The 14,657-nt window shown below is 70.6% G+C and carries 12 protein-coding genes and 1 pseudogene; 9 read left to right on the top strand and 4 right to left on the bottom strand.

Going from position 1 to position 14,657, the window contains the following annotated elements:
* The first annotated feature begins 24 nt into the window (after positions 1-24).
* From VD659_RS06370 to VD659_RS06385, 4 genes are all read left to right on the top strand, one after another.
* The gene (locus tag VD659_RS06370) at positions 25-291 is read left to right on the top strand and encodes a WXG100 family type VII secretion target (protein WP_137838747.1); all 267 of its coding nucleotides are present in this window, start codon (positions 25-27) and stop codon (positions 289-291) included.
* Between the two features lie 79 nt (positions 292-370).
* Positions 371-1,462, top strand: a complete 1,092-nt coding sequence (locus VD659_RS06375) for a hypothetical protein (protein ID WP_423260291.1) — start codon at positions 371-373, stop codon at positions 1,460-1,462.
* Positions 1,463-1,505: 43 nt separating this feature from the next.
* Positions 1,506-1,979: an LpqN/LpqT family lipoprotein gene (locus VD659_RS06380; RefSeq protein WP_423260292.1), complete on the top strand. Its 474-nt coding sequence runs from the start codon at positions 1,506-1,508 to the stop codon at positions 1,977-1,979.
* A gap of 10 nt (positions 1,980-1,989) precedes the next feature.
* Positions 1,990-2,487, top strand: coding sequence for a hypothetical protein (locus tag VD659_RS06385; RefSeq protein WP_423260699.1), 498 nt, complete (start codon positions 1,990-1,992; stop codon positions 2,485-2,487).
* A 255-nt stretch (positions 2,488-2,742) separates the two neighbouring features.
* Here the strand turns inward: VD659_RS06385 and VD659_RS06390 are convergent.
* Positions 2,743-3,453, bottom strand: a pseudogene (locus VD659_RS06390) (type II toxin-antitoxin system HipA family toxin); the annotation flags it as partial.
* Between the two features lie 166 nt (positions 3,454-3,619).
* On the opposite strand from VD659_RS06390, the gene VD659_RS06395 reads away from it, so the two are divergent.
* Complete coding sequence (locus VD659_RS06395; protein ID WP_423260293.1) at positions 3,620-5,482, top strand: MDR family MFS transporter; 1,863 nt, start codon at positions 3,620-3,622, stop codon at positions 5,480-5,482.
* Between the two features lie 14 nt (positions 5,483-5,496).
* Here VD659_RS06395 and VD659_RS06400 read toward each other — a convergent pair whose 3' ends face one another.
* The 3 genes from VD659_RS06400 to VD659_RS06410 all read right to left on the bottom strand — a co-directional run bounded on the left by VD659_RS06400 (position 5,497) and on the right by VD659_RS06410 (position 9,382).
* Positions 5,497-6,444: an NAD(P)-dependent oxidoreductase gene (locus VD659_RS06400; RefSeq protein ID WP_423260294.1), complete on the bottom strand. Its 948-nt coding sequence runs from the start codon at positions 6,442-6,444 to the stop codon at positions 5,497-5,499.
* 83 nt (positions 6,445-6,527) lie between these two features.
* Positions 6,528-7,907 carry an LLM class flavin-dependent oxidoreductase gene (locus VD659_RS06405; RefSeq protein WP_423260295.1) on the bottom strand — a complete coding sequence of 460 codons (1,380 nt, stop codon included), beginning with the start codon at positions 7,905-7,907 and terminating at the stop codon, positions 6,528-6,530.
* Positions 7,904-9,382, bottom strand: a complete 1,479-nt coding sequence (locus VD659_RS06410; protein WP_423260296.1) for an O-acetylhomoserine aminocarboxypropyltransferase/cysteine synthase family protein — start codon at positions 9,380-9,382, stop codon at positions 7,904-7,906. The genes VD659_RS06405 and VD659_RS06410 overlap by 4 nt, the downstream gene beginning before the upstream one ends.
* A gap of 285 nt (positions 9,383-9,667) precedes the next feature.
* Here VD659_RS06410 and VD659_RS06415 point away from each other — a divergent pair, with 285 nt between their 5' ends.
* The 4 genes from VD659_RS06415 (at position 9,668) to VD659_RS06430 (ending at position 14,619) form a co-directional block, all read left to right on the top strand.
* The gene (locus VD659_RS06415) at positions 9,668-10,987 is read left to right on the top strand and encodes an ABC transporter substrate-binding protein (RefSeq protein ID WP_423260297.1); all 1,320 of its coding nucleotides are present in this window, start codon (positions 9,668-9,670) and stop codon (positions 10,985-10,987) included.
* A gap of 128 nt (positions 10,988-11,115) precedes the next feature.
* Positions 11,116-12,246: a carbohydrate ABC transporter permease gene (locus VD659_RS06420; protein WP_423260298.1), complete on the top strand. Its 1,131-nt coding sequence runs from the start codon at positions 11,116-11,118 to the stop codon at positions 12,244-12,246.
* On the top strand, positions 12,243-13,154 hold the full coding sequence (locus VD659_RS06425) for a carbohydrate ABC transporter permease (RefSeq protein WP_423260299.1): 912 nt from the start codon (positions 12,243-12,245) through the stop codon (positions 13,152-13,154). The genes VD659_RS06420 and VD659_RS06425 overlap by 4 nt, the downstream gene beginning before the upstream one ends.
* 61 nt (positions 13,155-13,215) lie before the next feature.
* On the top strand, positions 13,216-14,619 hold the full coding sequence (locus VD659_RS06430) for a glycoside hydrolase family 1 protein (RefSeq protein WP_423260300.1): 1,404 nt from the start codon (positions 13,216-13,218) through the stop codon (positions 14,617-14,619).
* The last annotated feature ends 38 nt before the right edge of the window (positions 14,620-14,657 follow it).

The following is a 14,657-nucleotide window of genomic DNA, read 5'->3' on the forward strand; positions in this document are numbered from 1 at the left end:
CCGCGGAACGAAAAGGAGAGAACAATGGCCGTATGGGGTCTCGACGTCGAGCAGGTTCGCACACTCAGCAAGCAGCTCAACACCCAGTCGCAGCAGGTTCAGCAGATCCTCACCAGCCTCACCAGCACGCTCCAGAGCGTGCAGTGGACGGGCCCTGACGCGGAGGGCTTCCGCAACGAGTGGAACACCACGCACACCGCGGCGCTCAAGCAGGTCATCGCCGCGCTCGAGGACGCCTCGCAGAAGGCCGCGAAGAACGCGTCCGACCAGGAAGCCACCTCGAACGCGTAGCAGGACCGGGCGGGGGCCGAGCGGCTCCCGCCCCTCTGCTGTTCTTCATCCGATTCGATCCACGCGCTGAGAGGGTGTCATGGCTGGGGGATTCTACGGGGCTGACGTCGACAGGCTCCGCGCACTGGCGAAGCAGTTCGAGACGGCCGCGCGCGAGCTGAACACGGTCACGGCCACGCTCACGACGAGCGTCAACCACACGCCCGCCTGGCAGGGGCCGGATGCGACGGGGTTCCGCGCCGACTGGAACGGCACCTACACGGCGCAGCTGAAGGCCGCGGTGTCGGCCTTGCAGGCCGGGAGCGCTGACCTCGTCAAGAACGCCGACGAGCAGAACGCGGCGTCGACGGATGCGGTGGGCGGGCCGGGCGCAGGCGGTTCGGGCTCCGGGGGCCACGGGTCCGGGTCGGGGTCCGGAGGTGGAGGCGGCTCGACCGGCAACGGCAGCTCCGGCGGCGGGGGTGGAGGCGGAGGCGGCTCCGTCCGCACCGGCGACGACCAGAACGGCGCTTCCGCCCACGGCTTCCAGGACAAGGGCTACGCCGACTCCGGCGTCACCACGGGCGATGACGGCTCGGTCGACGCCCGGGCGAAGGCCGGCTGGCAGTGGGGGGCCGGCGCCGAGGCGCACGGCGCCTTCGACAACGGTGTGGTCTCGGGCGACGGATCGGCCGACGCCTTCGTGGGGGTCGACTCGAACGCCCAGGCCGGCGCCGGGGCGAACTGGGAGAAGGGGCTCTACGCCGACGCCTCGGCCGACGCCCTCGTGGGCGCCGAGGTGAACGCCTCCGGGTCGGTCTCGGCGCTGAACGGCGCGGTGGGCGCCGAGGGCAGCGGATCGGCCATGGCCGGCGCCGAGGCCCAGGCCAACGCCGGAGCAACCATCGGCCCCGACGGCATCGGTGCGAACGCCGGCTTCGACGCCTTCGCGGGCGCCAAGGCCGGCGTCGACGCCAGCGTCACGGCCGGCGGCGTCACCGCCGGAGCGGGAGCGGAGGCCTACGCCGGCATCGGCGCGCACGCCAACGTCGATGCGAACGTCACCTACGACGAGGTCGGGGTCTCGGTCGACGTCGGGGCGGCCCTCGGCGTCGGCGCCGGCGTGAAGTTCGACGTCTCGTTCAGCCCGAAGGACGCCATCGAATCCGTCGGCGACCTGTTCGGGTTCTGATCCGCCCCTTGCCCAGCACACCACTTCCAGAAAGGCTCGAATCATGACGCACACCCTGACCTTCCCCGGTGAGTCCGCCCCGGCCCTGCCCGCCGTGAGCATCACCGTTCCCGACGACTGGGCGCCGCTGTCGGTCTCCGGGGCCGTCCTGGCCGCCGGCAAGGCCGTCGAGCAGGGCGCCTTCCGGCCCAACATCGTCGTCGCCGTCTCGCGTTTCGCGGCCGGCTACACGCTCGAGACGGCGATCTCCGCGGTCGTGGAGCGCGTGGAATCGATCGCCGGCGTGGAGGAGCTCGGCCGCGACACCCTGGAGGTGCTCGGCACCGAGGGCTTCCGCATCGAGTTCAGCTATCCGGATGCGCGGGTGGGCGCCCTGATGCAGGCCGTGCGCATCGCGGTGGTCGAGAACGGGCCCGCCGTCGACCTCGTGCAGATCACGGGCACCACCACCGGACAGCAGGCCACGGAGCTCTGGGGCGAGATCCGGGACATCCAGTCGAGCGCGACGCGGGCGTAGGTTCGAGAGCATGGCACTCCCCCTCGCAGAAGCCCAAGCCCGCGTTCTCGCTCTCAACAGCGACGAGCTCCCCTTCGTCTACGCCCCCACGCCCGACGGCATCGTCGGAACGTGGAAGTACGCCGACGTCAAGTGGGCGGCCCTCACGGCCGCAGGCACGATCGACGCCTCGTACGAGTTGCGCGTCACCCTCGATCCCGCCGAGTCGACGTGGTCGTTCGACGAGACCGACACCCGATCGGAGACCCGCGTGCACGCCGAGCGCGACGGCGGCTTCGGCATCAGCGGCGGCACCTCCACGTTCAAGGGCCGCGAGAAGAAGGTGAGCTTCCAGTTCGGCGTGGGCACCGCGGCGAAGAGCACCGACCGCCAGGGCTCGCACGAGGGCAACACCTACGGCTATTCCTTCACCACCGACGAGATCAAGCAGCCGCTCATCGCCGCGCTCGAATCCGCGGGCTGGGCTCCCCGCAAGAAGGGCTTCTTCGGCAAGCTCTTCGGCGGCTGACCGCGCCGGCTGCGGCTGCTTCAGCCTCCCGGAACGGCCCGCCGGAACCGCAGTTCTCCCTGCGCGCCACGCACGGGGGAGCCCTCCAGCCCGAAGGCCTCGAGATCGACAGCCCCCGAGGCCCGGAGGGCCAGCGCGTTGGCCGACTCGGCGGCACGCTCCGGGAGCCCGATGGCCGCCGCGAATTCCGCCCAGTGCGCCGGTCAACCAGGCGAAGACGAACTGAAGATAGAGATTGCGTACCGCGACCATCGGCGCTCCGCACACGGCAGCGAGCGCGATGACGACGTCCTCGGCCGGCAGGCGGTACTTGTCGGCCGGGGGCACTCCGATGACCTGCGTCGCGTCTTCGAGAGGGCGGCGCATCCAGCCGCCATGGGGGCCCAGTACTCGATCGAACCGGTCGACGAGCAGCCCCGGCTCTCCACGCCCGTCGGCCACCAAGCGCGCCGTGGCCACCGGGATGCGCAACGCCCGCGCCGCCCCCAGGTGCACTGCTTCGTTCTCGACCAGCTGCGGGTAGTCGGAGGGGTCGAGTTTGAGGATGAACCGCCCGTCGCCGGTCGCGAACGGGGTGCTGATCATCTCGGCGCTCAGCTTGTCCTGCACCCCGGGGATTCCTTGCCGATCGATGTCGTCGACCAGGCGGCGGAGATCCACCCGGGAGAGATCACCCGCCACGAGCGAAGGAGGGTCGTGAGGCGCCTCGCCGACCGGGAGAACCTGCACGTCGCCGGGAACGTCGGAGCCGACGGCGAGCAACAGGGTCAGTTCGTCATCGAGGCTGGTCTTGACGGCGTTCCGCAGAACGGTGAGCCGCCGACCCTCGGGCAGGAGCCCGGCGAAGAAGGCCGGAAGCGCGCCGCCGGTGCTCACGACCGGGTCTCGCCCGATCGGAAGCGTGTGGGCGACGGCCGCACCACGATAGGCGGGGGCGTAGGCGAACCGCACGGCGCCGCCCGTCACCCGTTCGAGCGTTCCCGCCCTGACGGCAGGATATTGCCGATCACCATCGAGACCCGACGAACGCGCCAGGTCGTTGCAGCTTGTCAACTACCGTTCAATGGGTGTAACTTTGCAGCCTGCGCAACTATTGGCGCGACTCCCCCGCACTGCCGTTCTGAGGATCTCCATGTCTCGCACCAGCCCCTCCTCGACCCGCCGGGCCAAGGCCTCCGAAGCCCGCGCCCAAGAGCTCAAGGAGGCCGGGGGCAAGATGACCCACCGGCAGATCCTGTTCATCATCTTCGGCCTGATGGCGGGCATGTTCCTCGCCTCGCTCGACCAGACCATCGTCGGCACCTCGATGCGCACGATCGGCGACGACCTCGACGGGATCAGCCTGCAGGCCTGGGTCACCACCGGCTACCTGATCATGTCGACCATCTCCACGCCGCTCTACGGCAAGCTCTCCGACATCTTCGGCCGCCGCCCGCTCTACATCATCGCGATCGCGATCTTCCTCGTGGGCTCGCTCCTCGCCGGTCTCGCCACCGACATGTACCAGCTGGCCATCTTCCGCGCCATCCAGGGCCTCGGCGCCGGTGGCCTGATGTCGCTCGCCCTCACGGTGATGGGCGACATCCTCGCTCCCCGTGAGCGCGCCAAGTACCAGGGGTACTTCCTCGCCACCTTCGGCATCTCGAGCGTCATCGGCCCGCTGCTCGGCGGCCTGCTCTCGGGCGCCGACCAGATCCTCGGCATCACCGGCTGGCGCTGGATCTTCCTGCTCAACCTGCCCATCGGCGCCATCGCGATGGTGATCGTGCTGCTCTTCCTGCACATCCCGCACACCAAGCGCGTGGTGCGCATCGACTGGTGGGGCGTGGTGGCGGTCATCCTCACGGTCGTGCCGATCCTGCTCGTCGCCGAGCAGGGCCGCGAGTGGGGCTGGGGCTCCTGGGGCGCCATCCTCTGCTACGTCATCGCGCCACTCGGTCTCATCCTGTTCATCGTGGTCGAGCGCGCCATGGGCGACGACGCCATCATCCCGCTCAAGCTGTTCAAGAGCCCCACCTTCTCGATGGCCACCATCCTCGGCGTGCTCGTGGGCTTCGGCATGTTCGGCGCCATGATGACCATCCCGAACTACCTGCAGATCGCCACGGGCGCGACGCCGACCGAGGCCGGCCTGCTGATGATCCCGATGGTGCTGGGTCTGATGATCTCCTCGATCGTCTCGGGCCAGATCATCTCGCGCACCGGCCGCTACAAGATGTTCCCGCGCATCGGCACCGGCCTCCTGGTGGCGGCGTTCTTCTACATGACCTTCGTGTCGGCCGACAAGCCGGTGTGGTACGTGCTGATCGGGATGCTCGTCATCGGCCTGGGCCTCGGCCAGCTGATGCAGACGCTCACCATCGCCTCGCAGAACTCCGTGGGTCCGCGCGACATCGGTGTGGCCACCTCGAGCTCCACCTTCTTCCGTTCGATCGGTGGAACGCTCGGCACGGCCGTGGTGTTCTCGGTGCTCTTCTCCCGTCTCGGCCAGACCCTCGTCTCGGCGTTCACGAACCCCGAGATCATCGCCGGAACGCAGTCGGCCGCCGCCGACCCCGCCGTGCAGGGAAACCCGGCCAACGCGGGCATCCTGCAGGTGCTGGCGAACGCGCAGGCCGACCCGTCCTCGCTCGGCACCGCGCTGAGCGGCGACACCTCGTTCCTCGTCGGAGCCGACTCCCGCCTCACGCTCCCCTTCGTCGACGCCTGGGCGAACGCCACCTCGACCGTGTTCTGGGTGTGCCTGGCCGTGGTGGCCGTGGCGTTCATCCTGAGCTTCTTCCTCAAGGTCACCCCGCTGCGCGCGAAGTCGGCTCTCGAGGAGTCGGCCGATCAGGATGCGGCTGCCGCGGCAGCCGGTTCCGATGCCGAGGCGTCGCGCGAAGACGAGACGGGCATCCAGGCCCAGCTCGCCGCCGAGGCGGCGGGGGCCCTGGTGCTCCCCGACGTGAACACCCGCTCCACCCCGGTGGTCACCCCCACCGACCAGAAGTAGTCCCGAGGGCCCGTTCAGACGTCGTGGACGGGCCGACGGATGCGGGCGCCGGCGCGCTCCTCGAGCAGCTTGGCCACGAGGAGTTCGCCGTCGACCGCACCGAAGCGTTCGAGCGCCTCGTGGTGGAGCTCGGCGACGAGGCCGGTCAGGGCGACCGTCAGGCCCGCTTCGGCCGCCAGCGCGGTGACCGTGTCGAGCTCCTCGACCACGCGGTCGAGGCCGAAGGTCTCGAGGTAGTCGCCCTCGAGCAGGCGGTCGAGGTGCCGGTCGAGAAAGGCGCTGCCGCCGGCGCTCCGCCGGAGGACGGCGGCCAGGCGCTCGGAATCGATCCCCTGCGCGTGCCCGATCAGCAACGCCTCGGTCACGGCGGCGACCTGCCCGAACCAGAGCGTGTTGGCGAGCAGCTTCGCCACGTGCCCGGCGCCGACGTCGTCGCCGGCCCTCTCGATCCGCTCCGGGTCACCGAGGACGTGCAGCACGGGCAGCGCACGTTCCACCGCGTCGGGCGGCCCGCCCACGAAGAACCCGAGGGTGCCGGCTTCGGCGTCGCTCGGCCCACCCGCCATCGGCGCGCCGACGGCGCCCACCCCGCGGGCCTCGGCCTCCCGCGCGAGCCCGCGCGCCACGCGCGGATCCCCGCTGGTCAGATCCACCCAGACCGCTCCCGCCCGCAGTGCGCCGAGCACGCCTGCACGCAGGAGCGCGTCGAGCTCGAGCGGCCCCGGCAGAACCGTCACCAGCAGGTCCGCCCACCGCGCCAGGGCGACGGCATCGCTCGCGTGCTCCGGCGTGCTCGGCGAGAAGTCGGCGCGCCGAAGCGGATCCGTGTCGAACCCGGCCACGACGACGCGTTCGGTCGCCCGCAGCCGCCTCGCGATCGGCAAGCCCATCCGGCCCAGTCCGATGACGCCCACCCGCGCCGGCTCGCCTCGGGCGGGATCCGATGTGTCACTGCGCTGCATCGGTCGATTCTCCTTCACCGCACGGGAGGGGCCGCCCCGGCGCTCGGCTCGCCGGCGAAGACGACGGCGGCGCCGCCGCCGGCCTAGAAGTCGCGGAGGTTGCCGCGGAGGCCGCCGGAGCCGTAGGAGCTGCGGAGGATGCCGCGGCGGCGCAGCACGGGAACGAGCTCGTCGAGCATCCGGTGCACGGTCACGGGATGCAGGTCGCCCGAGAAGATGAAGCCGTCGTTCTCGGCCTCCTCCCCGAGCTCCTCGATGAAGTCGGCGATCTCCTCGGCGGTGCCGACGTAGCCGTCGCGCGACGCGATGCGCCCGAGCCGCGCCTTGGCGGTGAGCAGCTCGCGCAGGGTCGCGTCGGCGAAGCTGTCGAATCTGCCGAGCAGCCCCTTGATGCTGCCGCGGGACACGTGGTCGCCGAAGATCGCGGGGTCGACCGGCTTGTCGAGGTCGAGCGCCGTGAGGTCGGTCTCGAGGTCGCTCGACTGGCCGAGGGCGATCTGCGCCAGCACCGCGTCGTCCGGATGCGCCGACGCGTCGACGATGCGCTGCGCCTCCTCGGGGCTCGCCGCGAGGATCGGCTTGAAGACGAACAGGATGTCGATGTCGGCCGCCGTGCGACCGTGCGCGAGGGCCGCTTCGAGCACCTTCGCCCGGTAGGCCCGGATGGTCTCCACGTCGAGCGAGGCGAGGGCGAGCTGCACCTCCGACTGCTCCCCGGCGAAGTTCAGGCCGCGACCCGACCCGCCGGGCGACACCACGACGGGGTCTCCGGATGCGGCGGTGCGCCCGGTGCCGGACACCCCCGGGTCCCCACCCCCGGCACCGGGCAGCTCGGCGAACGGCAGCGCGTTGAGCGGGCCGTCGAACTCGAAGTACCCGCCGCGGTGGCGGGTGGCCGACAAGCGCGAGCCGTCGGCGAAGTGGCCGCTGCGCGGATCGGCGACGAGCGCATCCGGGCCCCAGCTGTGCCAGAGCGAGCGGATGGCGCCGAGCCACTCCTCGGCCCGGTCGTAGGCCGCGTCGTGCCCGACCGGCTCGACCCCGAAGTGCCGGCTGGAGCCGACGTCGGTCACGACGTTGATGCCGAAGCGGTAGTCGCTGAGGTGCTGCAGCGTGGCGAACTGCCGGGCCGCCTGGTAGGGCGAGTAGGCGAGCGGATTCACGGTGGGCGCGATGCCGAGATGCTGGGTGACGTCGAAGAGGTAGGGCGCGAGCAGCAGGGGATCGTGCTTGGGCCCGCCGTAGGCGCTGCGGATGCGCAGGTCGAGCGTGTCGGGATTGCCGAGCGAGAGGGCGTCCTCGATGATCACCAGGTCGAATCCGGCCTGCTCGAGCGTGCGGGCCGACTGCTGGTAGAGCTCGGGGCTCGTCCAGCGGTGGTTCCACTCGTAGTAGGGATGCCCCCAGCCGTGCGGCCCGAAGCCGCGGGAGAGGAACCAGCCGAAGTGCTGGAGCCGGCTCACGAGGCCACCGGTGCGCTCAAAGGCGCGGCCCGGCCGGCGGTCGTGCCGGCGGCGACGTCGGCGTCGCCGGCCGCCGCTGCCGGGACGGACGCGGCGCCGGGTGCGCCCGAGCCGATCTCCGCGACCGTGGATTCGCGCGCGGCCGCGGCACGCGCGGCGGCCAGCCCGCGCTCGAGGTCGGCGATGAGGTCGACGGCGTCCTCCACCCCGATCGACACCCGCAGCAGCCCCGCGCCGATGCCTGCGTCGCGCAGCTGCTGCTCCGAGCGCCAGGCGTGCGTGGTCGACGCCGGGTGGATGATGAGCGAGCGCACGTCGCCGAGGTGGGTCATGCGCGTGAACAGCCCCAGCGCGTCGAAGAAGGCGCGCGCGGCAGGCTCCCCGCCCCGCACCGTGAAGGCGAACACCGAGCCCTGGCCCTGCGGGAGGTAGCGCTGCGCGAGCGCATGGGCGGCGTTCGAGGGCAGCCCCGAGTAGTCGACCGACTCGATCTCGGGCTGCTCCTCGAGCCAGCGGGCGAGCGTCAGGGCGCTGGCCGACTGCCGGTCCACCCGCAGCGAGAGCGTCTCGATGCCCTGCTGGATGAGGAACGCGTTGAGCGGAGACGGCGTGGGCCCGAAACGCGAGACCACGACGTCGCGGGCGTAGGTGATGAACGCATCCGCCCCGAAGCGCTCGACATAGCTCCGGCCGCCGAGCGACCGCACCGGATCGGTGAGGTGCGGGAAGCGGGCCTCGCCACCGGCGCCGGAACCGGCGCTCCAGTCGAAGCCGTCGCCCGACACGATCACGCCGCCGAGCACCGAGCCGTGCCCGGCGAGGAACTTGCTCGCCGAATGCACCACGATGTCGGCCCCGTGCTCGAGCGGCCGCAGCAGGTAGGGGGTGGCGAAGGTGTTGTCGACGATCACGGGGATGCCGTGGCGGTGCGCGACCTCGGCGACGAGCGCGATGTCGACCAGGTCGTTCTTCGGGTTCGGGATCGACTCCACGAAGAAGGCTCGGGTGCCGGGCCGGATGGCGAGCTCCCAGGCGAGCGGGTCGTTGGCGTCGGCCACGAACGAGGTCTCGATGCCGAGCCGCGAGAAGTTGTCGAGGAACAGGCCGCGGGAGCCCTCGTAGATGCTCTCGGCCGACACGAGGTGATCGCCGGCCTGGAGCAGCCCGAGCACGGCCGCCGAGACCGCGGCCTGCCCGCTGCCGACCAGGATGGCGTCGCGCCCGCCCTCGAGCGCGGCGATGCGCCGCTCCACCGAGGCCGTCGTCGGGTTGCCCACGCGGGTGTAGGTGAACCCGTCCTCAGCTCCACCGAAGCGGTCGCGGGCCTGGTCGAAGTCGTCGAACACGAAACCGGCGCTGAGATAGATGGGGGTGGCCCGGGCGTTGACGCCGTCGCTCGCGGTGCCGGCCTCGCCCGCGTGCACCTGGCGGGTGGCGAAGCCGAGGCGACTCGCCCCGGAGATCTCCTGTGTCACGCGCCGCTCCTCTCGCTCGCCGGATCGTGATCATCCAGGGTCGCACGAGCATCCGCCCCCACCCCCGATTACGAAGTTCTGTTACGCCGACGCCCGCAGAACCGGCCCTGCCGAGCTCGTGGAGTCGACTCCGGCACGAATATGCCGAAATCGGCATGCGGCGCGCGCTTGACATACGCCCGAACCGTGACCTACGGTTTCACTCGTTCGTGAGAGCGCTCTCACGTCTCGAAATGAGAGCGCTCTCACAGCCTTCCATTCACCCACGCACACAAGGGAGTGACCGTGAAATCCTCACGACGCACCACAGCCGCCGTCGTCGCCCTCGGCGCGACGGTCGCGCTGCTCGCCACCGGATGCTCGTCGTCCGGCGGCGGAACCGGCAGCACCTCGGACCCCATCACGCTGACCGTCACCACGTTCGGCACGATGGGACTCGACGACCTCTACACGCAGTACGAGTCCGAGAACCCGGGCATCAAGATCCAGGCCACCAACATCGACACCGGCGGCAACGCCAAGACCGACTGGCAGACCAAGCAGGCCGCCGGCGCCGGGCTCCCCGACGTGCAGGCCGTCGAAGAGGGCTGGCTGAGCGCGGTGATGCAGGTCTCCGACCAGTTCACCGACCTCTCGCAGTACGGCGCGAAGGACATCTCCGACCAGTGGGTCGACTGGAAGGTGAAGCAGGCCACCGACTCCAACGGCCGCATCATCGGGTACGGCACCGACATCGGCCCCGAGGGCCTGTGCTACAACAAGACCCTCTTCGCCGCCGCCGGCCTCCCCACCGACCGCGACCAGGTCGCGACCCTCTTCGGCGGCGCGAACGCCACCTGGGCCGACTACTTCGCGCTCGGCGAGAAGTACAAGGCCGCCACGGGCAAGCCGTGGTACGACCAGTCGGGCTTCATCTGGAACGCCATGGTGAACCAGCAGCCCGAGGGCTACTACACCAGCGACGGCAAGCTCAACATCGAGAACAACTCCGACCTCAAGTCGCTCTGGAGCGAGCTCGCCGGCGGCGCCGCAGCCGGCCTCTCCTCGGGCCAGACGCAGTGGGACTGGGGCAAGGGCAAGGCGTTCACCGACGGTTCCTTCGCCACCTTCGTCTGCCCGGGCTGGATGCTCGGCGTCGTGAAGGGCCAGGTCACCGCCGCAGGCGGCGACGCCAGCACCGGCTGGGACTTCGCCAACGTCTTCCCCGGTGGCCCGGCCAACTGGGGCGGTTCGTTCCTGACGGTTCCCACGCAGTCGAAGCACCCGAAGGAGGCCGCGGCGCTCGCGCAGTGGCTCACCGCGGCGAAGCAGCAGGCGGCCGCCTTCACCGTGGCCGGGGCCTTCCCGAGCAACATCGAGGCGCAGAGCGACCCCGCCGTCACCGGCACGAACGAGCTGTCGACCTTCTTCAACGGCGCTCCCCTCGGCACGATCCTCGCCGAGCGCGCGAAGGGCGTCGTGGCGCAGTACAAGGGCCCTGACGACTCCGTCATCCAGGAGCAGGTCTTCGGCCCCTCCGCCCTGTCGCTCGACTCGGGCACCGACGGCCAGACGGCCTGGAACAACGCGATCACGCTGCTGAACCAGCTGGTCGTCAACAAGTAGCACCACGCATCCGGGGCTCTGGGCACCACCGCCCAGGGCCCCGGATGCCCGCCCCACGCGGGCGCGCACCCCGCGCATCCGCTGCTCCGCCCCTCATCTCCACCTCAGCTTCCCCGGGAGACCTCCGCATGACCGCCACCATCACCCCGCCGGTGACCGCGCCGACTCCGGATGCGCCCCCGCGGGCGCCCAAGACGCCCTGGCGCCACCGCCTCGGCCGCTGGGACGTCAAGTACTCCCCCTACGCCTACGTGGCGCCCTTCTTCATCCTCTTCGGCCTCGTCGGCCTGTTCCCGCTCGGCTACACCTTCGTGGTGTCGCTCAACAACTGGAACCTGCTCACCGGCCCCGGCGAGTGGGTGGGCCTCGGCAACTTCGCCGCCGAGCTCACCGACCCCTTCTTCTGGAACTCGCTGTTCAACACGGTGAGCATCTTCTTCCTCTCCGCCGTGCCGCAGCTCGTGGCCGCCGTGGCGATCGCCGCCATCCTCGACCAGAACCTGCGGGCCAAGACGTTCTGGCGCATGAGCGTGCTCATCCCCTACGTCGTGACCCCGGTGGCCGTGACGCTCATCTTCTCGAGCGCGTTCTCCGAGAAGTACGGCCTCATCAACAACCTGCTCGAGGCCGTCAACCTCGCCCCCGTGGGCTGGAAGACCGACGTCTTCCCCTCCCACATCGCCATCGCCACCATGGTGAACTGGCGCTGGACGGGCTACAACGCCCTCATCCTGCTCGCCGCGATGCAGGCCGTGCCGCGGGACATCCACGAGTCGGCGGCGCTCGACGGAGCCGGCTCGTTCCGCCGGTTCTTCTCCATCACGCTGCCGAGCATCCGGCCCACCATGATCTTCGTGATCATCACCGCCACCATCGGCGGCCTGCAGATCTTCACCGAGCCCAAGCTCTTCGACCCCACCGTGTCGACGCCGGGCGGGCAGCAGCGGCAGTACCAGACCACCGTGCTCTACCTGTGGGATCTCGCGTTCAACCGGCAGAGCTTCGGCAAGGCCTCGGCCGTGGCCTGGCTGCTCTTCCTTCTCATCGTCGCCTTCGGCGTGCTCAACTTCCTGATCTCGCGCCGCATCGCCACCACCGAGGCGCGCGTGGTGAAGAAGAGAAGCGCCCGGGCGCTCGCCCGCTCGCGCGCCGAGCAGGAGCTCGCCTCCGGCTTCGTGCCCGGTGTCGCCCCCGGGGTGCAGGATGCGCGCGACGAGGTCCCGGATGCCCGCGCCACCACGAAGGAGACCGAGCGATGACCGCCACCGCCACCCGACCAGCGGGCGCGCCCCGCGCATCCGCCCCCACCCCGGCCCCGGCCCCGCGCCGCCGCCGCAGCCGCGCGCTCGGCATCGACCGCCGGCCCGGCTTCCTCACCTACGGGCTGCTGCTCGCCGTCTTCCTCGCCGGAGCCTTCCCGCTCTGGTGGTCGTTCGTGGTGGGCTCGAGCGACAGCCAGGCCCTCACCGAGACCTGGCCGTCGCTGCTGCCCGGCGGGCGGTTCTGGGACAACGTGGCCGAGGTCATCGACACCGTGCCGTTCTGGAGGGCGCTCGGCAACAGCATCCTGGTGTCCAGCATCATCACGGCCTCGGTGGTCTTCTTCTCCACGCTCGCCGGCTACGCCTTCGCCAAGCTGCGGTTCCGCGGCAAGGAGGGGCTGCTGGTGTTCGTGGTGGCGACCCTCGCCGTGCCCACCCAGCTCGGCATCATCCCGCTGTTCATGCTGATGCGGCAGTTCGGCTGGACCGGCTCGCTCGGCGCCGTCATCGTGCCGACGCTCGTCACCGCCTTCGGCGTGTTCTTCATGCGCCAGTACCTCGTCGACGTCATCCCCGACGAGCTGATCGAGGCCGCGCGTGTCGACGGGGCGAGCATGATCTCGACCTTCTGGCACGTCGGGGTGCCGGCCGCCCGGCCGGCGATGGCCATCCTCGGCCTCTTCACCTTCATGACCGCCTGGACCGATTACCTCTGGCCCCTGCTCGTGGTGCCGCAGAACCCGACCCTGCAGGTGGCGCTCAGCCAGCTGCAGTCGGCCAAGTACGTCGACTACTCGATCGTTCTCGCGGGCGCCGTCCTCGCCACCCTGCCGCTGCTGCTGCTGTTCGTGCTGGCCGGCAAGCAGCTGGTGTCGGGGATCATGGCGGGCGCCGTCAAGGGGTGACCCAGCGGGGGTCGACCCCATACCATTGCACGACCACCACTCAAGGAGCAGTAACACAGCCATGACCAGCTCATTCCCCCCCGGCTTCCTCTGGGGCTCAGCCACCGCCGCCGCCCAGATCGAAGGCGCTGCGTTCGAAGACGGCAAGGAGGCCTCGATCTGGGATGCCTTCGCCCGCGTGCCGCACGCCGTGCTGAACGGAGACACCCTCGACGTGGCGGTCGACCACTACCACCGCATGCCCCAGGACGTGGCACTGATGAAGGAGCTCGGCCTGCAGGCCTACCGCTTCTCCACCAGCTGGGCGCGCATCCGGCCGGGCGACCGCGACGTGAACCCCGCCGGACTCGACTTCTACTCACGGCTCGTCGACGAGCTGCTGGGGGCGGGCATCCTGCCGTGGCTCACGCTCTACCACTGGGACCTTCCGCAGGCCCTCGAGGAGAAGGGCGGCTGGGCGAACCGCGACACCGCCTACCGCTTCCGCGACTACGCCGAGATCGTGTACGACGCGCTCGGCGACCGGGTGGAGCACTGGACCACCTTCAACGAGCCCTTCTGCTCGTCGCTGCTCGGCTACGCCGCCGGCGTGCACGCCCCCGGCCGGCAGGAACCCGCCGCCGCGATCGCCGCCGTGCACCACCAGCACCTCGCGCACGGCCTGGCCGTGCAGCGACTGCGCGAGCTCGGGGCGCAGAACCTCGGCATCACCCTGAACCTCTCGAACTCCCTCCCGCGCGACCCCTCCGACCCGGTCGACGTCGAGGCCGCCCGGCGCTTCGACGGGCTGCAGAACACGATCTTCCTCGACCCGATCCTCCGCGGCGAGTACCCCGAAGACGTGCGCGAAGACCTCGCCGCCTTCGGCATCGACGAGGTGGTGCTGCCGGGCGACCTCGAGATCATCGCGCAGCCGCTCGAGTTCCTCGGCGTGAACCACTACCACGACGACCTCGTGAGCGGGCATCCCCTCGACGGCGCCGAGGACCCGCACCTGGTCGACACCGGACGGCCGCTCAGCTCGCCCTTCGTGGGCTCGGAGTACATCACCTTCCCGCTGCGCGGGCTCCCGCGCACCGCGATGGGCTGGGAGGTCAACCCGGCGGGGCTGCACACGCTGCTGGTCCGCCTCGGCCACGAGTACCCCGCGCTGCCGCCGCTCTACGTCACCGAGAACGGCGCCGCCTACGACGACACGGTCTCGCCCGACGGCGCGATCCACGACGAGCTGCGCACGAAGTACATCCTCGACCACATCGACGCCGTCTCCTCGGCCATCGAGGCGGGAGCGGATGTGCGGGGCTACTTCGTCTGGTCGCTGCTCGACAACTTCGAGTGGGCCTGGGGCTACGGCAAGCGCTTCGGAATCGTGCGGGTCGACTACGACACGCTCGAGCGCACGCCGAAGGACAGCGCGCTCGCCTACGCCGGGGTCATCGCCGGGGCCGTGGTGCCGGTATCCTGAGGCCCACGGTCGCCGCGTGAGCGACGGCCCGGCGAGGT

Origin of the sequence: Herbiconiux sp. 11R-BC (genome assembly GCF_049472555.1) — a bacterium.
GTDB lineage: Bacteria > Actinomycetota > Actinomycetes > Actinomycetales > Microbacteriaceae > Herbiconiux.

Excerpts from the sequence above, each read along its gene's own strand:
- VD659_RS06370 (WP_137838747.1), top strand. The coding sequence starts at position 25 with ATGGCCGTATGGGGTCTCGACGTCGAGCAGGTTCGCACACTCAGCAAG.
- VD659_RS06375 (WP_423260291.1), top strand. The coding sequence starts at position 371 with ATGGCTGGGGGATTCTACGGGGCTGACGTCGACAGGCTCCGCGCACTG.
- VD659_RS06380 (WP_423260292.1), top strand. The coding sequence starts at position 1,506 with ATGACGCACACCCTGACCTTCCCCGGTGAGTCCGCCCCGGCCCTGCCC.
- VD659_RS06385 (WP_423260699.1), top strand. The coding sequence starts at position 1,990 with ATGGCACTCCCCCTCGCAGAAGCCCAAGCCCGCGTTCTCGCTCTCAAC.
- VD659_RS06395 (WP_423260293.1), top strand. The coding sequence starts at position 3,620 with ATGTCTCGCACCAGCCCCTCCTCGACCCGCCGGGCCAAGGCCTCCGAA.
- VD659_RS06400 (WP_423260294.1), bottom strand. The coding sequence starts at position 6,444 with ATGCAGCGCAGTGACACATCGGATCCCGCCCGAGGCGAGCCGGCGCGG.
- VD659_RS06420 (WP_423260298.1), top strand. The coding sequence starts at position 11,116 with ATGACCGCCACCATCACCCCGCCGGTGACCGCGCCGACTCCGGATGCG.
- VD659_RS06425 (WP_423260299.1), top strand. The coding sequence starts at position 12,243 with ATGACCGCCACCGCCACCCGACCAGCGGGCGCGCCCCGCGCATCCGCC.
- VD659_RS06430 (WP_423260300.1), top strand. The coding sequence starts at position 13,216 with ATGACCAGCTCATTCCCCCCCGGCTTCCTCTGGGGCTCAGCCACCGCC.